This is a genomic window from Citrobacter sp. 50677481 (assembly GCF_001463265.1).
Classification (GTDB): domain Bacteria; phylum Pseudomonadota; class Gammaproteobacteria; order Enterobacterales; family Enterobacteriaceae; genus Citrobacter_A; species Citrobacter_A sedlakii.
In genome coordinates this window covers 40,360-59,991 of sequence record NZ_LNHZ01000070.1, presented here as the reverse complement: position 1 = coordinate 59,991, position 19,632 = coordinate 40,360, and the positions used below count along the sequence as shown (strand labels likewise).

Annotated in this window: 21 protein-coding genes; 7 read left to right on the top strand and 14 right to left on the bottom strand. The window is 54.5% G+C overall.

Annotated features, from left to right (window positions below):
* Nucleotides 1-91: 91 nt before the first annotated feature.
* Nucleotides 92-652, bottom strand: coding sequence for a fimbrial protein (locus APU02_RS20180; RefSeq protein WP_060571052.1), 561 nt, complete (start codon nucleotides 650-652; stop codon nucleotides 92-94).
* Between the two features lie 880 nt (nucleotides 653-1,532).
* Between APU02_RS20180 and codB the strand changes: the two genes are divergently transcribed.
* Together codB and APU02_RS20170 are read left to right on the top strand one after the other, a co-directional pair.
* Nucleotides 1,533-2,783: a cytosine permease gene (gene codB, locus APU02_RS20175; protein ID WP_060571051.1), complete on the top strand. Its 1,251-nt coding sequence runs from the start codon at nucleotides 1,533-1,535 to the stop codon at nucleotides 2,781-2,783.
* Nucleotides 2,773-4,053 (top strand): cytosine deaminase, encoded by a 1,281-nt coding sequence (locus tag APU02_RS20170; RefSeq protein ID WP_042291932.1) that lies wholly within the window; start codon nucleotides 2,773-2,775, stop codon nucleotides 4,051-4,053. The genes codB and APU02_RS20170 overlap by 11 nt, the downstream gene beginning before the upstream one ends.
* 62 nt (nucleotides 4,054-4,115) lie before the next feature.
* On the opposite strand, the gene nanQ is transcribed toward APU02_RS20170, so the two are convergent.
* From nanQ to zapE, 11 genes are all read right to left on the bottom strand, one after another.
* Nucleotides 4,116-4,583, bottom strand: coding sequence for an N-acetylneuraminate anomerase (gene nanQ / locus APU02_RS20165; protein WP_042291934.1), 468 nt, complete (start codon nucleotides 4,581-4,583; stop codon nucleotides 4,116-4,118).
* The gene (locus tag APU02_RS20160) at nucleotides 4,580-5,455 is read right to left on the bottom strand and encodes an N-acetylmannosamine kinase (protein WP_060571050.1); all 876 of its coding nucleotides are present in this window, start codon (nucleotides 5,453-5,455) and stop codon (nucleotides 4,580-4,582) included. Before APU02_RS20160 ends, nanQ begins: the two co-directional genes overlap by 4 nt.
* Complete coding sequence (locus APU02_RS20155; RefSeq protein WP_042291938.1) at nucleotides 5,452-6,141, bottom strand: N-acetylmannosamine-6-phosphate 2-epimerase; 690 nt, start codon at nucleotides 6,139-6,141, stop codon at nucleotides 5,452-5,454. Before APU02_RS20155 ends, APU02_RS20160 begins: the two co-directional genes overlap by 4 nt.
* Nucleotides 6,142-6,188: 47 nt before the next feature.
* The gene (locus APU02_RS20150; protein ID WP_042291941.1) at nucleotides 6,189-7,679 is read right to left on the bottom strand and encodes an MFS transporter; all 1,491 of its coding nucleotides are present in this window, start codon (nucleotides 7,677-7,679) and stop codon (nucleotides 6,189-6,191) included.
* Between the two features lie 111 nt (nucleotides 7,680-7,790).
* The gene (gene nanA, locus APU02_RS20145; RefSeq protein WP_060571049.1) at nucleotides 7,791-8,684 is read right to left on the bottom strand and encodes an N-acetylneuraminate lyase; all 894 of its coding nucleotides are present in this window, start codon (nucleotides 8,682-8,684) and stop codon (nucleotides 7,791-7,793) included.
* Nucleotides 8,685-8,805: 121 nt separating this feature from the next.
* Nucleotides 8,806-9,588 carry a transcriptional regulator NanR gene (nanR, locus tag APU02_RS20140; protein ID WP_042291946.1) on the bottom strand — a complete coding sequence of 261 codons (783 nt, stop codon included), beginning with the start codon at nucleotides 9,586-9,588 and terminating at the stop codon, nucleotides 8,806-8,808.
* Nucleotides 9,589-9,706: 118 nt separating this feature from the next.
* Nucleotides 9,707-10,204, bottom strand: a complete 498-nt coding sequence (gene sspB, locus APU02_RS20135) for a ClpXP protease specificity-enhancing factor (RefSeq protein ID WP_042291947.1) — start codon at nucleotides 10,202-10,204, stop codon at nucleotides 9,707-9,709.
* A gap of 5 nt (nucleotides 10,205-10,209) precedes the next feature.
* Nucleotides 10,210-10,848, bottom strand: a complete 639-nt coding sequence (sspA, locus tag APU02_RS20130) for a stringent starvation protein SspA (RefSeq protein WP_042291949.1) — start codon at nucleotides 10,846-10,848, stop codon at nucleotides 10,210-10,212.
* A gap of 304 nt (nucleotides 10,849-11,152) precedes the next feature.
* Nucleotides 11,153-11,545 carry a 30S ribosomal protein S9 gene (rpsI, locus tag APU02_RS20125; protein ID WP_000829818.1) on the bottom strand — a complete coding sequence of 131 codons (393 nt, stop codon included), beginning with the start codon at nucleotides 11,543-11,545 and terminating at the stop codon, nucleotides 11,153-11,155.
* A 15-nt stretch (nucleotides 11,546-11,560) separates the two neighbouring features.
* Complete coding sequence (rplM, locus tag APU02_RS20120; RefSeq protein WP_000847556.1) at nucleotides 11,561-11,989, bottom strand: 50S ribosomal protein L13; 429 nt, start codon at nucleotides 11,987-11,989, stop codon at nucleotides 11,561-11,563.
* A 241-nt stretch (nucleotides 11,990-12,230) separates the two neighbouring features.
* The gene (gene zapE / locus APU02_RS20115) at nucleotides 12,231-13,355 is read right to left on the bottom strand and encodes a cell division protein ZapE (protein ID WP_042291953.1); all 1,125 of its coding nucleotides are present in this window, start codon (nucleotides 13,353-13,355) and stop codon (nucleotides 12,231-12,233) included.
* Nucleotides 13,356-13,547: 192 nt separating this feature from the next.
* On the opposite strand from zapE, the gene zapG reads away from it, so the two are divergent.
* The 3 genes from zapG (at nucleotide 13,548) to degS (ending at nucleotide 16,640) form a co-directional block, all read left to right on the top strand.
* A complete protein-coding gene (gene zapG / locus APU02_RS20110) occupies nucleotides 13,548-13,946 on the top strand; it encodes a Z-ring associated protein ZapG (RefSeq protein ID WP_042292056.1) in 399 nt (132 codons plus the stop codon).
* 168 nt (nucleotides 13,947-14,114) lie between these two features.
* On the top strand, nucleotides 14,115-15,482 hold the full coding sequence (gene degQ, locus APU02_RS20105) for a serine endoprotease DegQ (protein ID WP_060571048.1): 1,368 nt from the start codon (nucleotides 14,115-14,117) through the stop codon (nucleotides 15,480-15,482).
* 90 nt (nucleotides 15,483-15,572) lie between these two features.
* Nucleotides 15,573-16,640, top strand: coding sequence for an outer membrane-stress sensor serine endopeptidase DegS (degS, locus tag APU02_RS20100; RefSeq protein WP_042291957.1), 1,068 nt, complete (start codon nucleotides 15,573-15,575; stop codon nucleotides 16,638-16,640).
* Nucleotides 16,641-16,841: 201 nt separating this feature from the next.
* On the opposite strand, the gene mdh is transcribed toward degS, so the two are convergent.
* The gene (gene mdh / locus APU02_RS20095) at nucleotides 16,842-17,780 is read right to left on the bottom strand and encodes a malate dehydrogenase (RefSeq protein ID WP_042291960.1); all 939 of its coding nucleotides are present in this window, start codon (nucleotides 17,778-17,780) and stop codon (nucleotides 16,842-16,844) included.
* Nucleotides 17,781-18,195: 415 nt separating this feature from the next.
* Between mdh and argR the strand changes: the two genes are divergently transcribed.
* Complete coding sequence (argR, locus tag APU02_RS20090) at nucleotides 18,196-18,666, top strand: transcriptional regulator ArgR (protein WP_012135369.1); 471 nt, start codon at nucleotides 18,196-18,198, stop codon at nucleotides 18,664-18,666.
* Between the two features lie 368 nt (nucleotides 18,667-19,034).
* Nucleotides 19,035-19,298, top strand: coding sequence for a peroxide/acid stress response protein YhcN (yhcN, locus tag APU02_RS20085; protein ID WP_042291961.1), 264 nt, complete (start codon nucleotides 19,035-19,037; stop codon nucleotides 19,296-19,298).
* Nucleotides 19,299-19,355: 57 nt separating this feature from the next.
* Here the strand turns inward: yhcN and APU02_RS20080 are convergent, their stop codons facing one another.
* Nucleotides 19,356-19,628, bottom strand: a complete 273-nt coding sequence (locus tag APU02_RS20080; protein WP_042291964.1) for a barstar family protein — start codon at nucleotides 19,626-19,628, stop codon at nucleotides 19,356-19,358.
* Nucleotides 19,629-19,632 lie beyond the last annotated feature (4 nt).

Below are 19,632 nucleotides of genomic sequence, written 5' to 3'. Positions count from 1 at the left end.
GAAATAAACCCTCAGACGATCTGATGGATGGCGAATAAAATTATCTTGATTGGTTTCTCTACGGCACGACTGCCGTAGAGAATGGCATACCTTACAGGTAGCTCACTGCGAAGTTCACGACACTGTTAAATTCACCAGTATCGATCGACGTTGCCGCGTCGTCCCCTTTTACCCATGCTTTGAAGTTCAGCGTCTGATCAGCCAGCCCTACGCCGCTGGCATCGACAGCCAGAGGCTGGCTATCAGCTTCATCCAGCTTAATCTGTGCGCCTTTATAAGTTGCCAAAACGATACTTGATCCTGCCATTTCACCGTTCGCGCCCATTAAGGCGATATTGCCTGCACTCGTTGTGGATTCATTACCCGCCGCTGAGAATGTCGTCGACATGGTTTTCTCGGTAGTGAACGCACAATTTTCCAGTTTGATATGGAAATCAACTGCGGAAGACTGACCGCCTTTCAACAGAGAACCGGTGCCAATATGTCCCAGGTTAACGGTCTGATGCTCGTCGCCCACCGCAATCGAACATGGAGAATCTTCAATCGTACCGGTAAATGTTACGTTACCCATATTCGTACCCGCCGCATTAGCGAAAGACGCGAACCCCATAATCATTGCCGAAGCAGCGATTGTTTTCACTACAGTTTTCATTCTTAATCCTTTAAACATTTAAAATAAGATGAGTATGATTAACACGCGTCTCCAATAAAAACATCGAAGCCGATGCAGAGTGCATACTCTTCACTCAGATAAGATTATTTTTGTTGATTTTCATTTTAGAATTCAGCAAAATGTACAATGCGTACTGAAAATAACTAAATTTTATTTTCGCCACGCATTATTACCCATAAAAACCCCCAAACAAACCACTTTTAATGGTAGATAACTTACTAAAGATCTGTTTTCTTAATTTAAGGAAATCCCCATAAAAGAGATGCATGAAAAGATTAAAATAGCATCAGCCAGTGCTCAAACCCTGCACAAAAAATAAATCTGATATATGACTATTACATTAATTCAATTTAACTTAAAGTTCGCTTAAGTAAATAAATCATTGTTCACGGGGTTCGCGTATCACCCTTATTGATCATTGCTGTTTTTCAAATTAACACCATAAATATTAATGGTGATAAATTTCATATTAATACGTCTAACGCTATGCTTCTGGCATGATTGCACGGAATAACGTCGCAGAGGTAAAACGGGCGTCATACCCGATCCCCGAATAAAATAAAAAGATAATGATGATGTTTTAATTTGTTACGAGGTTATTAATTCAAAGTCATGATTGCCGCAAATGTGAAAATAAAAAAATGGCAACAATATTGCGGACACCTTCCGTTTGTACCAGGGCCATTAACGACATTTTTATACGGCCACCTCCGGATACTGTCCGGCGGCAACGTTACTCTCCCCACGCTGATCTCGTGGTTCCCCCGCAACGTATGTAAATCCGGACGGAAACGTTTGCATTCACCAGAAAAATGTATATTATGCGGCGGATTTTTTGACCAAAATTCAAGGAGGCGTTGTGTCGCAAGATAACAATTATAGCCAGGGACCCGTCCCACTGACGGCGCGGAAAGGTGTCATTCCATTAACGTTTGTAATGTTGGGATTGACATTTTTTTCCGCCAGTATGTGGACCGGCGGCACGCTCGGCACCGGTCTTTCCTATCATGATTTCTTCCTGGCAGTTCTCTTCGGTAATCTTCTCCTCGGTATTTACACCGCTTTTCTCGGTTACATTGGCGCCAAAACTGGCCTTTCGACCCACCTCCTCGCCCGCTACTCATTTGGTGTGAAAGGCTCATGGCTTCCCTCCCTGCTATTAGGCGGGACGCAGGTAGGCTGGTTTGGGGTTGGCGTGGCCATGTTCGCAATCCCGGTGAGTAAAGCTACGGGAATTGACGTCAATATCCTCATCGCGGTTTCCGGCCTGCTGATGACCATGACCATTTTCTTTGGCATATCGGCGCTGACGGTGTTATCGATCATCGCCGTTCCGGCGATTGTCATCCTCGGCAGCTACTCCGTGTGGCTGGCAGTGGACGGCGTGGGCGGTCTGGATCACTTAAAAGCGATCGTGCCGCAGACACCGCTCAATTTTTCAGGCGCGCTGGCGCTGGTCGTCGGCTCGTTTATCAGCGCCGGGACGCTCACCGCCGATTTCGTCCGCTTTGGCCGCAACGCGAAAGGCGCCGTACTGGTCGCGATGGTGGCGTTTTTCCTTGGCAACTCGCTGATGTTTATTTTCGGTGCCGCAGGCGCCGCCGCGGTGGGCCAGGCTGATATCTCTGACGTTATGATTGCTCAGGGCCTGCTACTGCCCGCCATTATCGTTCTTGGCCTGAACATCTGGACGACCAATGACAACGCGCTCTACGCGTCGGGTCTGGGCTTTGCCAACATTACCGGGCTCTCCAGCCGCACGCTGTCAGTAGTAAATGGGATTATCGGTACGCTCTGCGCGCTGTGGCTGTACAATAACTTTGTCGGCTGGCTGACCTTTCTGTCGGCAGCGATTCCCCCCGTTGGCGGGGTGATTATCGCCGATTATCTGATCAACCGCCGCCGCTATGCCAACTTCCACAACGCAACTTTTGTGATGGTCAACTGGGTCGCCATCTTGTCAGTCGCGCTCGGCGTGGCAGCCGGGCACTATCTCCCCGGCATTGTGCCGGTGAATGCGGTCCTCGGCGGCGTATTCAGCTACATCCTGTTAACCCCATTCGCCAGACGAACCTTTGCTAACGCCCCGGAGGCCACCCATGCAGAATAATACGCTCACGATTCGTCAGGCCCGCTTGCAGGGGCAAGAAGGGCTATGGCAGATCGCGATTGAAAACGGACGATTCAGCCGTATTGAACAGCAGGAAACCGCCTCAGCGCCTGCAGGTCAACAACTTGACGCCGAAGGCGGGTTGGTGATTCCGCCTTTCGTCGAGCCGCATATTCACCTGGATACAACGCAAACAGCAGGTGAACCGAGCTGGAACCAGTCGGGTACGTTATTCGAAGGTATTGAACGCTGGGCAGAGCGTAAGGCGCTCCTCACCCACGAAGACGTTAAGACTCGCGCAATGCAGACACTGAAGTGGCAAATGGCCAACGGTATCCAGCATGTCCGTACTCACGTTGACGTCTCCGATCCCACGCTGACGGCGCTTAAAGCGATGCTGGAAGTGAAGCAGGATGTTGCCCCATGGGTCGATCTGCAAATCGTGGCGTTCCCGCAGGAGGGCATTCTTTCTTACCCCAACGGCGAGGCATTGCTGGAAGAAGCGGTGAGGATGGGCGCGGACGTAATTGGCGCGATCCCCCACTTTGAATTTACCCGCGAGTATGGCGTTGAGTCGTTGCATAAAACGTTCGCGCTGGCGCAGAAGTACGACAGGCTGATCGACGTGCACTGTGACGAAATCGATGATGAGCAGTCGCGCTTCGTTGAAACCGTCGCCGCGCTGGCGCATCGTGACGGGATGGGCCCACGCGTCACGGCCAGTCATACCACGGCGATGCACTCTTATAACGGCGCGTACGCGTCCCGCCTGTTCCGTTTACTGAAAATGTCGGGCATTAACTTCGTCGCTAATCCGCTGGTGAACATTCACCTGCAGGGCCGTTTCGACACCTATCCTAAGCGTCGCGGCGTGACGCGGGTGAAAGAAATGCTGGAAGCGGAAATCAACGTTTGCTTTGGTCATGATGACGTTTTCGATCCGTGGTATCCGCTGGGCACCGCAAACATGTTGCAGGTGCTGCATATGGGATTACACGTCTGCCAACTGATGGGGTACGGACAGATTAACGATGGGCTAAATCTGATCACCAGCCACAGTGCGAAAACGCTCCACCTGCAGGATTACGGCGTGAAGGTAGGAAATTCGGCGAACCTGGTGATTTTACCGGCTGAGAATGGTTTTGATGCGGTTCGTCGCCAGACGCCTGCACGCTATTCCATCCGCCACGGAAAGATCATTGCCGAGACGGTTCCCAGCCAGACAACACTGCATCTGACGCAGCCAGAAGCGGTCACGTTTAAGCGGTAATGTGCTGAAGAATATAGCCGGATAGCGGAGTCATCCCTGTCCGGCCTGTAAAAGCATCCGGTCTAAACGGCCAGCAAACTGGCTCGTACCTTCACCACCACTTTCTTAATTTCGCCTGGCTCCCGAAATACGCATCCTGGCTTATGCGGCTCTCCCGGCATAAACACGGCGAACATCCCCGGTTGCAGGGTGACCGACTGTTCGTCTGCGATCTCACTACACAACTGGTAATCCTCTTCTTCATGCATCTCTTCGCAACGTCGCGCCGCGCCGTTCACGCCAAAGTGAATGCGCTCTTTCCCTGCTAACAGCAGCTGGATATCGATATACTGCTCGTGCAGCTCCGCTTTCTTTTCCGTCGGCAACTGCGTGAAAAATTCCATCACATTCATAAAAATATTGTCGCTCTGCAGCGCATAGCGACCAGGCGCTTTTTCCTGCGGCCTTGCCGCCAGCGCGAGCGTCAGCGCATCCAGAAGCACAGGATGCAAACCTGCGGACGGTAATGAACGAACTTCACCCAATATCATAGACGTTCTCCTTGAGCCAGCAGCGCTGCGCCCAGTAACCCTGCATCGTGTCGGTAGTGCGCGGCGGATAATGCGACGTGATAGACCGGCGGTTGTTGGGCCAGAAAATCGCCGACCTGCGTCAGATAACCTTCCGCCAGTCCGACGCTGCCGCCCACCACTACCCGCTGGCAGTCGGTGATCGCTTTGACATCGGCGATCAGCCGCGCCAGTACTTTCGCCGAGCGCGTAACCAGCTGTGCCGCCTGCGCATCCCCTTCCGCCGCGCGTGCAAAAAGGGTTCTGGCGTCGCAACCAGCAAGATCGCCTTGCGCGGCGGCGGCAATGCCGCGTCCCGAGGCAATCGCCTCCACGCAGCCAATCCGACCGCAGCCGCACCGTGGGCCGTTCGGATCCGCCAGGGTGTGTCCGAGATGCCCGGCCAGCCCTCCGCTACCGGTCAGCAGTTTGCCGCCGCTCACCACCCCGCCGCCCACACCGGTCGATACGGTGATAAACACCATATCGCGGGTCGCATCGGCCAGCGCATGGTATTCCGCCCAGGCCGCGGCCTGCGCATCGTTGACCGCCAGGGTCGGTAACCCGGTGATCGCTTTTACTGTTTCAACTAGCGGAAAGTGTAGCAACCCGCCGAGATTTTGCGGGTTAATCGCCAGCAGGCTACCGTCGCGAATTATCCCGGTTGACGCGACAGCAACCCGCTGCGCCTGCGCCTGCAGCGGCGCAATCAGTTCCGCGATCGCTTCGCGCAGGGCATCTGGCGTTTTACTGGCGGGCGTTGGACGTTCAATTCGTTCGCGGATCTGTAAATCCTCATCCACCCGGGCGGCGGCGAGTTTGGTGCCGCCAATATCAATCGCCAGCGTCGTCATAGCACCGCCTTTTTCAGCGCCGCGTTGTACCACCCGCAGATGTGTTCCAGACGCGTAATCGCAGACCCCACCGTCACCGCCCAGGCGCCGTGACGCATCGCCTCCGCGGCCTGCGCTGGCGTGTTGTAGCGCCCTTCGGCAATCACCCGACACCCGGCGTCGCTCAGGGTTTTGACCAGCGCCAGATCGGGCTCTTCTGGCGTTTCCGGGGTCGTGTAACCGGAAAGCGTGGTGCCAATCATATCCGCGCCCCGCTGATGGCAGGCCAGTCCGTCCTCACGCGACGCGCAGTCCGCCATCGCCAGACGCTGATGATGATGGATCCTCGCCAGCAGCGCGTCCACAGGAACCGGTCGCACGCGATCGGTACCATCAAACGCAATAATATCCGCCCCGGCCTGCGCCAGCGCATCGACATCGTCCAGAAACGCAGTGATGCGCACAGGAGAGTCGTCCAGATCGCGCTTGAGGATGCCGATAATCGGCACGTTCACCACAGCGCGCGTTGCCCGTACATTGTCGATGCCTTCAATACGCAGGGCGACCGCCCCCGCCTGCTCCGCCGCCAGCGCCATCGCCGCAACGATGTCCGGTTTATCCAGCGGACTGCCGGGAACCGGCTGACAGGAGACAATCAGGCCGCCGTTTGCGGCGATGCTTTTATCCAGTTGAGCAAGTAACGACATACTTCTTCCCTTCCAAGTGTTACCCGGTACGAGACCGGGTAAATGGCTTAACTTTTACCTTTCGCTAACGCGCTTTTATCGCCGCCGAGCGGTACGGCGCCGCTGAACGGTTTACCATCAATGGCGTCGTGCGTACGTAATGCTTCCGGGCGCAGCCAGCGCTGCACGCGGGACGGCATATCCAGGCCAATCAGCAGGATCACCACAAAGGTCAGGCTAAACGAGAGCGATCCCAGCGCGGTACCCAGATCCAGACGCTGGGCGATAAGCGCGCCGAGGATCGGGGCCAACGCGCCGCCCAATGCCCCCACGTTGTAGGTGAAGCCCAGGCCCGCCGCACGCTGATCGGTGTCAAAATAACCGCCGATCAGTTTCGGCAAGATCCCGGAGATCCCCTGCCCTAACATCTGCTGGAAAAACAGTAGCAAACCGAGCACCCAGACGTTTGTGCCGCCAATCGCAAACACCGGAATGATCAATACTTGCGAGGCCAGCAGACTGCAGACATAGGCTTTGCGCGTGCCAAGCCAGTCGCCGAGGAAACCGCCCACGCAGCAGCCGACCGCCGCGCCAAAGCCGCTAAAGAACAGCACGCGCGCAACGGTTGATGGATCGTACGCCAGTTCGGTTTTCAGATACGTTGGCAACAGCGCCTGGATAGGCCATGAATAGAGGAACGCAAACAGCACGACGACCATCAGCATCACCCCTGTCGGCCAGCGCTTGCCGCTGCTTTGCACCATGAAGCTGATAAAGATAACCGCGCACAGCAGGCCAAGCACGGCAACGATCGCCGCATTTTGCAGGTTGCCGGCAAAGCAGAACCACAGCGCTGTTGCCGCCGCGATCGTCATCAATACGTTGACGACGCGATGCTCGCCCCGATAGAGAATATCGACCATCGTGCGCACCGGCGCTTTGCCTTCATGCTTCTCTTTCCAGTCTTCGGCTTCCGGAATGTTTTTACGTAGCCAAAGGGCAAAGACGATTGGCAAAATGCCGATAAAAAACAGTGCACGCCATCCCCAGACAGGAACGACAAGGCTATAAACCTGTGCGGCAACCACCGCACCGACGGAGAAACCGGAAATCAGAAAGCCGCTGGCTTTGTTACGCAGATGTTTCGGCCAGCTTTCAATGACGTACGTGGCGCTGGAGCCGTATTCCCCCGCCATGCCCATGCCGATCACCAGTCGGGCGATAAACATGGTGGTGTATCCCGGCGCAAAACCGCAGGCCAGGGTTCCCACAGAGAACATAATGATGCTGGTGACCATCGCCAGACGACGCCCGTAGCGATCGCCCATCGCCCCCAGCATCAGCCCGCCAAACCAGCGGGAAATAAAGGCCGCCGAAATCAGGCTTGCCGCCTGTACCGTCGTCAGCCCAAATTCGCTTTGTACTTCGGTCAGGACAAGGGCAATTAACACAAAGTCAAAACCATCCAACAAATATCCCAGCCATGCGGCAGAAAACGCCCGCCATTGGGCGCGATTGAGATGGCGATACCACGGGATGCTTTGGGTACACTTACTCATAACACTCTCCCGATAATTTTTGCTGTTATGCCGGACGGCGACGTTGCCTTATCCGGCCTACAGAGTATGTTTTGCAGGCCGGGCAAGCGAAGCGCCCCCGGCTTTTCACGGTTACGCCTTCTCTGCCAACAATTGCTGAGCCAGCGCCTTCAGTTCCGGTAGATAGCGTTCGTCTACCGGGGCAAACGGCTTACGGCACAGCGGGACGGACAGCACGTCCATGTAGTGCAGTACCGTTTTCAGCCCACGGAATACCCCGGTTTTTATCAGCAGATCGATAACCTGATTACACTCGGTTTGCAGTTGTTGCGCAGCCTGAATGTCACCGGCCTTAAGCGCCTTTACAATGCCCTGGTAGCGCCAGCCCATAATGTTATAGGTGCTGCCGATCCCACCATCCGCCCCCGCCAGCAGGCCGGAAGCAAAAATCTCATCGTAGCCGTTGTACAGCACCAGATCCGGGTGCGCGCGACGGATTTGCTCCATCTGATACAGATCGCCAGAAGTTTGCTTCAGCGCGCCGACGCCCGGTAGCGTCACCAACGTGTTGATCTGATCCAGGCTGAGCTTCACGCCGCTGAGCGCCGGGATGTTATAAACCACCATGGGTAATCCCTCTGCCGAATCAATGATTGCCCGATAGTGGTCGCAATGCTCCTCAAAACTAAACGGATAGTAAAACGGCGTCACAGCGGAGACAGCGTCAAAACCATAGCGATGCGCCGCCCGGGCGAGCTGTTGGCTTTCCGCGGTACTCACCGTTCCTACATGGGCAATCAGCGTGACGTCGCCCTTCGCTTCTTCAGCGACAACTTCCAGTACTCGCTCTCTCTCCGCGATGCTCTGAACGAAGGCTTCCCCGGTCGACCCACCCACATAAAGCCCATCGATGCCCTGTGAGACAGTAAAGCGCACCAGACGGCGCAGACTGTCGATATCCAGCTGCTGTTGCGAATCGAAAGGGGTTAATAACGCTGGCATTACGCCTCGTAACTCTTTTGCCATACCGACCTCTGTCACTGTTAGTGTTATCTGATTGCATACCTTTATACCTGTTATACCAGATCAAATAAGCAGCAGTGCAATACAGCGTGCTTATATTGCGATCTGCTTCACTAAAGGATCGTTATTTTTTAGATCGAGACTGTTGTCCGAGGGCGTGCCAGGTGGCGGAGACGCTATTGAGATGGGTTTGTAACGCACGATCGGCTTCGTCAGGATCGCGTTGACGAATCGCTTCGACGATCGCGATATGCTGCTGATAGCTAACGCTATTATGCTCATGAAGCTCGCGATCAGGTACCGTTGGACGCGCGGCGATCAGCCAGTCGAGCAAAGCGACATGGATCGCCATGAAAATCGGATTACCGGGGATCTCCGCCAGCACGCGGTGAAAATCCACGTCGGACCGGATAAACAGCGCGTTGTCATCCAGCGACTGGCTGTTGAGTTCCAGCGCTTTCGCCAGTAGATCGATCTGCGCGTCAGTGGCGTGCTCCGCGGCGTAGCGCACCAGACTCGATTCAAAAAACAGCCGCAGTTGTTCGAAGTGGGCAATACCTCCGGGATGGGCGAGGAAATCTTTCGCCATGCCGGACAATTCGCTGATGATCGTGTCGGCGGAAGGACGGGAGACACGGGCGCGTTCACCATTGTTGATCTGCACCAGCCCTTTACGCTTGAGCGCCGCCAGCGCTTCACGCACCGAGGGGCGTCCCACGTTGAAGAACGCCATCAGCTCACGCTCAGACGGAAGCTGTTCGCCCTCGCCAAATTCCCGACGACGAATCATTTGTTCCAGTTCTTCTTCCACCATCTCAGAGAGCTTTTTCCGCGCCAGCGGACGTTTTCGCAGACTACGACCGATAAGGGCAGACGAATTTTCAGCTTGTGAATCAAATGTTTTCATAAGACCTGATCAGCACGTTACGGGAATGTATAGCAGCTTCATCCTAACACAGGATCGAAATAAGGGGGAAACAGGGCGGCAGGCATAAAAAAACAGGCTCTGACGAGCCTGTTTGACATCACTTCACCACGCGAAGCGCTGGTCGTCCACCGCGCGGCGGCGGATCGTTATCCGGATTGTCGTCGTCATCACGATCCGGCTTATCGCCGTCGATAACCGACATGACGGTTTCGCTCTCAGCGCCAGACGCCGCGTCATCATCATTCAGGCTGGCAACGTCTTCGTCGTACGCCGCTTCCGGTTCAAACATCGTTCCGGCGCCGTTCTCACGCGCATAAATCGCCAGCACTGCCGCCAGCGGGACGGAAACCTGGCGCGGTACGCCGCCAAAACGCGCATTAAAACGCACTTCGTCGTTGGCCAGTTCCAGATTCCCCACCGCGCGCGGGGCGATATTCAGGACGATCTGACCGTCGCGCGCATACTCCATTGGAACATGCACGCCAGGCAACGTCACATCCACCACCAGATGCGGCGTGAGCTGGTTGTCGAGCAACCACTCATAGAAAGCACGCAGCAGATAAGGACGACGTGGTGTCAGCTGTGACAAATCCATAGGCATTAACCCCGGCCGAGGCGCATTTCACGTTCAGCTTCGGTTAAAGAAGCCAGGAAAGAGTCACGTTCAAAGACGCGGGTCATATAGCCTTTCAGCTCTTTCGCGCCCGCACCGCTGAACTCAATGCCCAGGATCGGTAAACGCCACAGCAGCGGCGCCAGGTAGCAATCGACCAGACTGAATTCATCGCTCAGGAAGTACGGCTTCTGACCGAAGACCGGCGCAATCGCCTGCAGTTCTTCACGCAGTTGCTTACGCGCGACGTCCGCTTCCGAGGCAGACCCGTTGACGATGACGTTCATCAGGGTGTACCAGTCTTTTTCGATACGGTGCATGTACAGGCGGCTTTCGCCACGTGCAACCGGGTAAACCGGCATCAGCGGCGGATGAGGGAAACGCTCATCCAGGTATTCCATAATGATGCGAGATTCCCACAGGGTCAGCTCACGATCCACCAGTGTCGGGACGCTCTGATTCGGGTTGAGGTCAATCAGATCCTGAGGTGGATTGTCCTTCTCCACGTGCTCGATCTCAAAACTCACACCTTTCTCAGCCAGCACAATGCGGACCTGATGGCTATAGATGTCAGTAGGACCAGAAAACAGCGTCATTACCGAACGTTTGTTGGCAGCGACAGCCATGAAAACCTCCAGGTATATTCAGAATTTTTACTGCTACCAGCCACCGCGTGGCCAGCCAGAAGTGATGTCACCCACATCGGAAAGGTCATCATCGTTCAAAAAGCAAACAAAAAATGAGCAATACCCGATATTTGGGCAGAAAATTGGATGATAGTTTACCAGATTTTGTGACCTTTGTGGTGAGTCGATTCCGGAAATGGGGAAAAAGAGGGAGTTGTCAGGGGATTACGCCCGATTTATCCATAAAAAAACCCGCCGAAGCGGGTTTTTTCGCCAAGAGTCTTCTGCCAGAGGCAGAGAACCATTAACGTTTGGAGAACTGCGGACGACGACGTGCTTTACGCAGACCGACTTTCTTACGTTCAACCTGACGAGCGTCACGAGTAACGAAGCCAGCTTTACGCAGTTCAGAACGCAGAGACTCGTCGTACTCCATCAGAGCGCGGGTGATACCGTGACGGATCGCACCAGCCTGACCAGAGATACCACCACCTTTAACAGTGATGTACAGATCCAGTTTCTCAACCATGTCGACCAGTTCCAGCGGCTGACGAACTACCATGCGAGCAGTTTCACGACCGAAGTACTGTTCCAGAGAACGTTGGTTGATTACGATTTTGCCGTTGCCCGGTTTGATGAACACACGAGCTGCGGAACTTTTGCGGCGACCAGTGCCGTAGTATTGATTTTCAGCCATTGCCTATAATCCCGATTAGATGTCAAGAACTTGCGGTTGCTGTGCCGCGTGGTTGTGCTCGTTGCCAGCGTAAACTTTCAGTTTACGGAACATAGCACGACCCAGCGGGCCTTTTGGCAGCATGCCTTTAACCGCGATTTCAATCACACGCTCAGGACGGCGAGCAATCATCTCTTCAAAGGTCGCTTGTTTGATACCACCGATGTGGCCGGTGTGATGATAGTACACTTTGTCAGTACGCTTGTTGCCGGTTACAGCAACTTTGTCAGCGTTCAGAACGATGATGTAATCACCGGTATCTACGTGCGGAGTGTATTCCGCTTTGTGCTTACCGCGCAGGCGAAGAGCCAGTTCAGTAGCCAGACGGCCCAGAGTTTTACCGGTCGCGTCAACAACGTACCAGTCGCGTTTTACGGTTTCTGGTTTAGCTGTAAAAGTTTTCATTAAAAGCTTACCCAATAAATAAGTTACACGTTGGTGAACACCCAAACGTTTAGTCAGTTGAGGTTCACACGACAAAGTCCGGCAAACCTACCCCTTCGAATAGCCAATGCCAGCACACAAAAAGTTTCGGGAAAAAAACTTTCTTGTAACGTGGGGTCGCAGGATTATAGAGAAGTCGGGGTCAAAGATCGACCCCTTTTTGTGATTTGTGTAACGGTCATCCGCGCCGGAGGGCGAGCGTTCAGGGCATATGCTCCCGCTTGAGGTACTCCTCGCTCTGCATCTCCTGCAACCGCGACAAGCAGCGCTGGAACTCGAACTTCAGCCGCTCCCCCTGATAAATATCATATAAAGGCACCGCCGCGCTGATCACCAGCTTGACATGGCGTTCGTAAAACTCATCCACCAGCGCGATAAAGCGCCGCGCTTCGCTCTCCATCAGCGGCGTCATCACCGGCACATCGAACAGCATTACCGTATGGTAAAGGCGCGACAGGGCAATGTAGTCATGCTGGCTGCGGGCGTCGACGCACAGCGTATCGAACGACACCGCCAGCGTTTGGTTTTCGGCGCCCAGCGTCGGCAGCGGACGGTGATTGATTTCCAGCGTCGGCCCCTGCTCGCGCTTCACCCCTGCCAGCGCCAGCCACAGCGTATCCATCTGTTGCCGCGTTTCATCGTTAAGCGGTGAAAGCCACAGGTGCGCCTGGGTCAGGGTTCGCAGGCGATAATCAACACCCGCGTCCACGTTCATGACGTCGCAATGTTGCTTAATGGCATCAATGGCGGGAAGAAAGCGTGCGCGCTGCAGGCCATTACGGTACAGCTCGTCAGGCGGAATATTCGAGGTCGCCACCAGCGTGATACCGCGGGCAAACAGCGCTTTCATCAGCCCGCCGAGCAGCATCGCGTCGGTAATGTCGGAAACAAAAAATTCGTCAAAGCACAGCACGTCCGTTTCGGCCTGAAAACGGTCAGCGATCGTTTCCAGCGGATCGCTCTGCCCCTGGAGCGCCGTCAGTTCTTCATGGACGCGCAGCATAAAACGATGAAAGTGCAGACGCTGTTTACGTTCGCCCGGCAGACTATGGTAGAAAAGATCCATCAGCCAGGTTTTCCCACGCCCGACGCCGCCCCACATATATAAGCCGCGCACCGGGACGCGCTGCGTCACTTCTCGTTTTCCCAACAGCTGGCCGACGCGGGCCATAAAGCCTTTCACCGGGGCGGCTGGCGGCGTCTTTACCGTTAGCGCCTGATAGATCGCCTCCAGGCGGTTAACCGCTTCTTTTTGTACGTCGTCGGGTTGGTGGGTGCCGTCGTTAATGGCTTTCAGATAACGCGATGTGGGGGAAATGCTTTGCATGATGTTATTGTTATTCCTTGAAAATCGGTGTGCCGTCGTTCACGGTTGTCGAAAAAAAGGCCGTTCTACACTACGCGATATACACGTGGGATTCCACTTCTGCGGGATTAGCGGTTATAGTGGCTATATCAGGCGCGGGCATGGAGCCTAAAGCCAACACCCTACGGAAACAAAAGACAACGGGAGATGTTCATGACCTGGGAATATGCGCTAATTGGTTTAGTCGTCGGCATCATCATCGGCGCCGTGGCCATGCGTTTTGGTAATCGCAAATTACGTCAGCAACAGGCGTTGCAGTACGAACTGGAAAAGAACAAAGCTGAGCTGGAAGAGTACCGTGAAGAACTGGTGAGCCACTTTGCCCGCAGCGCCGAACTGCTGGACACCATGGCCCACGATTACCGCCAGCTGTATCAGCACATGGCGAAAAGCTCCAGCAGCCTGCTGCCGGAACTGTCTGCGGAGTCGAATCCGTTCCGTAACCGCCTGGCGGAGTCTGAAGCCAGCAACGATCAAGCGCCGGTGCAAATGCCCCGTGACTACTCTGAAGGCGCATCCGGCCTGCTGCGTAGCGGCGCAAAGCGCGACTGATCGCACATCGGCACGAAATTTTCCGGGCGCGCTCATTGCGCCCGCCTCTTCTCTCCCGTCCCGACTATCATTTAATCATTATCCGCATTGTTAGCTGACTGAAAATTCAATAACATCAACCTGTTTTGAATCGACTTTCCTTTCACTCAAGGTACGAGAGCAGGATCCATGAAAAAACACACCCAGCTGTTGAGTGCTTTAGCGTTAAGTGTCGGGTTAACTCTCTCGGCACCGTTTCAGGCCGTCGCCTCGATTCCCGGTCAGGTTCCGGGCCAGCCCGCGTTGCCGAGCCTGGCGCCGATGCTCGAAAAGGTGCTGCCTGCCGTGGTGAGCGTGAAGGTTGAAGGCACCGCCACCCAAAGCCAGAAAGTACCGGAAGAGTTCAAAAAGTTCTTCGGTGACGAACTGCCGGATCAGCCCTCGCAGCCGTTCGAAGGTCTTGGCTCCGGGGTGATCATCGACGCCGCGAAAGGTTATGTGCTGACCAACAATCACGTCATTAATCAGGCGCAAAAAATCAGCGTACAGCTTAACGACGGTCGCGAGTTTGACGCGAAGCTGATTGGCAGCGACGACCAGAGCGACATCGCCCTGCTGCAAATTCAGAACGCCAGCAAGCTGACGCAAATCGCTATCGCCGACTCCGACAAACTGCGCGTCGGCGATTTTGCGGTGGCCGTAGGCAACCCGTTCGGTCTGGGACAGACCGCCACCTCGGGTATCGTCTCCGCGCTGGGACGCAGCGGGTTGAATCTGGAAGGACTGGAAAACTTTATTCAGACCGACGCCTCGATTAACCGCGGGAATTCCGGCGGCGCGCTGCTTAACCTCAACGGCGAGCTTATTGGCATCAACACCGCCATCCTCGCGCCCGGGGGCGGCAGCGTGGGCATTGGCTTTGCCATCCCCAGTAATATGGCGCGCATTCTGGCGCAGCAGTTGATTCAGTTTGGCGAAATCAAACGCGGCCTGCTCGGTATCAAGGGCACCGAAATGACCGCTGACATCGCCAAAGCGTTCAAACTTGACGTTCAGCGCGGCGCGTTTGTCAGCGAAGTACTGCCGAACTCCGGTTCCGCGAAGGCAGGCGTGAAATCCGGCGACGTCATCACCAGCCTCAACGGTAAGCCGCTCAATAGCTTTGCCGAACTGCGATCGCGTATCGCCACCACTGAACCGGGCACAAAAGTGAAACTGGGCCTGCTGCGTAACGGTAAGCCGTTGGACGTGGAAGTCACGCTCGATGCCAGTACCTCCGCCTCTGCGAGTGCGGAAATGATCGCTCCGGCGCTTCAGGGCGCGACGCTGAGCGACGGTCAGCTGAAAGACGGCAGCAAAGGCATCAAAATTGACAGCGTGGAGAAAAGCAGCCCGGCCGCCCAGGCTGGTTTGCAGAAAGATGATGTGATTATCGGGGTCAACCGCGATCGCGTCCATTCCATCGCCGAAATGCGCAAAGTGCTGGAAGCGAAACCGTCAATCATCGCGCTACAGGTGGTTCGCGGTAACGAGAGTATTTACCTGCTCCTGCGCTAATGCGACTTAACCGGACATCAGCCCCGCGTGTGATGTCCGGTTAACTCGTGGTATGCTGCTGCCGTTTCCTTTATTAATGACGCCTCCATCATGTTTGTGAAGCTCTTACGTTCGGTCGCAATTGGTTTGATTGTCGGCGCCATTCTTCTGGCCGCCATGCCTTCGCTACGCAAAATCAACACCCTTTCCGTACCGCAATACGACAGCGCCGACGAGACGCCGGCGAGCTACAACTCTGCGGTACGTCGCGCGGCGCCTGCGGTGGTCAACGTCTATAACCGCAGCATGAACAGCACCGCGCATAACCAGCTGGAGATCCGCACGCTCGGTTCGGGCGTCATTATGGATCAACGCGGCTATATCATTACCAACAAGCACGTGATCAACGATGCCGACCAAATCATCGTCGCCCTTCAGGATGGTCGGGTGTTCGAAGCGCTGCTGGTCGGCTCCGACACGCTGACCGATCTGGCGGTCCTGAAAATCAACGCCACCGGCGGTCTGCCAACCATTCCGATCAACACCCGTCGCACGCCACACATTGGCGACGTCGTGCTGGCTATTGGTAACCCGTACAACCTCGGGCAGACCATTACCCAGGGGATTATCAGCGCGACGGGGCGCATCGGCCTGAACCCGACGGGACGGCAGAACTTCCTGCAAACGGACGCCTCGATCAACCACGGAAACTCCGGCGGCGCGCTGGTGAATTCGTTGGGCGAACTGATGGGAATCAACACGCTGTCGTTTGACAAGAGCAACGATGGTGAAACCCCGGAGGGGATCGGCTTTGCCATCCCGTTCCAGCTGGCGACCAAAATTATGGATAAGCTGATCCGCGACGGGCGCGTGATCCGCGGCTACATTGGCATTGGCGGTCGCGAGATTGCGCCGCTGCACGCACAAGGCAGCGGGATGGATCAGATCCAGGGGATCGTCGTGAATGAAGTCGCCCCGGATGGCCCGGCGGCGCAGGCGGGAATTCAGGTTAACGATCTGATTATCTCGGTGAACAATAAGCCGGCCGTGTCCGCGCTGGAAACGATGGATCAGGTGGCGGAGATCCGACCGGGGTCGGTGATCCCTGTGGTGGTCATGCGTGATGACAAGCAACTGACGTTGCAGGTCACCATTCAGGAATACCCGGCGACCAATTAATACGCTGCATCCGTCACGCTGCCGCTTTGTTGGCTATGGTCATTCTCCCCAGTCTCGTACTGTTCGTACGCTTCTGGGAATTCACTGACTTGCTGCCCCGACGCTACGTGAATGATTCGGGGTACAGAGAATATCGCCAAACCCAATCACAAAAAAACCGGAGTCTGCGCTCCGGTTTTGTCTTTTCTGGCTACGGTTCGCTTACTTGTTAACGAACTCTTCGCCAAGCTGAATGTCTTTCTTCAGCGTGTCCAGCATGCCTTCCAGCGCGTTCTGTTCGAATGCGCTCAGTTTGCCGATAGACTGACGTTCTTCCACGCCGTTTTTACCCAGCAGCAGCGGCTGAGAGAAGAAACGCGCATACTGGCCGTCACCTTCAACGTAGGCACATTCCACCACGCCTTTTTCGCCCTGCAACGCGCGAACCAGAGACAGGCCAAAACGTGCCGCCGCCTGGCCCATCGACAGGGTTGCGGAACCGCCACCGGCTTTTGCTTCAACCACTTCAGTACCCGCGTTCTGGATACGTTTGGTCAGGTCAGCCACTTCCTGCTCGGTAAAGCTCACGCCCGGGATCTGCGACAGCAGCGGCAGAATCGTCACGCCAGAGTGTCCGCCAATTACCGGAACTTCAACGTCGGTTGGCAGCTTGCCTTTCAATTCCGCGACAAAGGTGTTGGAGCGGATGATGTCCAGCGTGGTGACGCCAAACAGTTTGTTCTTATCGTAAACGCCCGCTTTTTTCAGCACTTCAGCGGCGATAGCCACGGTGGTGTTCACCGGGTTGGTGATGATACCGATGCAGGCTTTCGGACAGGTGGTCGCGATCTGCTGAACCAGGTTCTTAACGATACCTGCGTTAACGTTAAACAGGTCGGAACGGTCCATGCCCGGCTTACGTGCAACGCCTGCGGAGATCAGCACCACGTCAGCGCCTTCGAGCGCCGGGGTCGCGTCTTCACCGGAGAAGCCTTTGATTTTCACAGCAGTTGGGATATGGCTCAGATCAACGGCCACACCGGGAGTCACTGGAGCGATGTCGTACAGGGAGAGTTCTGAACCTGAAGGCAGTTGGGTTTTTAACAGTAGTGCAAGCGCCTGGCCGATGCCGCCAGCTGCGCCGAGGACTGCGACTTTCATCCTAAACTCCTTATTATATTGATAAACTAAGTGTTTGTTGCTCCGCGGCGGCGACCATAATCCACAAATACGATGAATACAATCACTCATACTCAATTATGTGTAGTCACGCGAATTTAGCTTTTATGCATTTAATTTACGTAATACGAGGACGCCAGCGCAGTCGAGCAACTTTCCAACAGGTGGTGACAATATACCCTACTGCCCGACCAAAACAACATCATTTTGATAACAATTAATTTACTTTTAAGCTTATTTGCGAGGCGTGACACAGGCATGTTTCTTGATAACGAAATTTGATAAAATTCCGCTCTTTCATAACATTATTTCAGCCTTCACTAAGGCAGACTGTTTGCATAAAAATTCATCTGTATGCATAATAATGTTGTTTCCATCCTCATACTACGGGTGACTTATGCGAAGCTCCGCTAAGCAAGAAGAGTTAGTTAAAGCGTTTAAAGCGCTGCTCAAAGAAGAAAAATTCAGTTCCCAGGGCGAAATCGTCCTCGCGTTGCAGGATCAGGGCTTTGATAATATCAACCAGTCCAAAGTATCCCGCATGTTGACCAAGTTCGGCGCGGTACGCACCCGCAACGCGAAAATGGAGATGGTTTACTGCCTGCCGGCTGAACTCGGCGTCCCCACGACCTCCAGTCCGCTGAAGAATCTGGTGCTGGACATCGACTATAACGATGCGGTGGTGGTGATCCACACCAGCCCCGGTGCCGCGCAGCTGATCGCGCGCCTGCTGGACTCGCTCGGTAAAGCCGAAGGTATCCTTGGCACCATCGCCGGTGATGACACTATCTTCACCACGCCGGCGAACGGCTTTACGGTGAAAGATCTGTACGAAGCCATTCTGGAGCTGTTCGAGCAAGAGCTTTAATCCCCTTCACCCCGCTGCGTTCCGCGGCGGGGAAAACCCGGCCCGCACCTCAATTCACCCGCTTTTCTGCTGCATCTGATTTAACAGTTAGTGCCTTTTACTGCCTAAAGACATTCACATAGTGAATACATCTTCTCTAAAACGCACAAATCGCTAAATTGTATAACATTTTGATTTTATTGAAAAACACACTAAATGCCTGCATTTTTAATGACGCATTGTTATAAAAATGTCGTTTTTAATCACTGACAAAGCAGCGAAACAGTTAGCGTGGTATTAATTTATCGCGTTATTAGTGTATACTCAGTTCTGTGATGAGGGTCACGAAACGAAGACCCCCAATAATAAAATTCGACGAGGTACTTATCATGAAAATCAAAACTACTGTTGCAGCATTAAGCGTTCTCTCTGTTCTTTCTTTCGGCGCTTTCGCCGCAGATTCGATTACCGCAGAACAAGCACAAAATCGCGAAGCAATGGGTTCTATCTCCGTAAGCGCGATCGGCTCAAACCCGATGGACATGCATGAAATGCTGAACAAAAAAGCCGAAGAAAAAGGCGCATCAGCGTATCAGATCACTGAAGCCCGCAGCGGTGACAACTGGCATGCCACTGCCGAACTGTACAAATAAACCCTCGTCGTCTAGTCCGACGACCTTGCCCCCGACTGGCGGGGGCTTTTTTATGCCTTAATGACGGACGTTGAAGCGCAACTGCCCTTCCAGCTCTTCTTCCGCTTCATCAAACAGCAGAATCAGCGCGCCATAGCGTCTGCGCAGCTTGTCGGGGAGATGCACAAACTCGATCTCCAGCGGCAGCGGCAGCTTTTCGCTCATAACGATATCCCACAGCGCATCGAGATCGTTCACGTTTTCGCTGGCGAGGCCAAACATCCGGGTAAATTCACGATAAAAATCGTTCTGATCCTCAATTTCATCAAAATCAAATGTATAGATGTTCATTTGT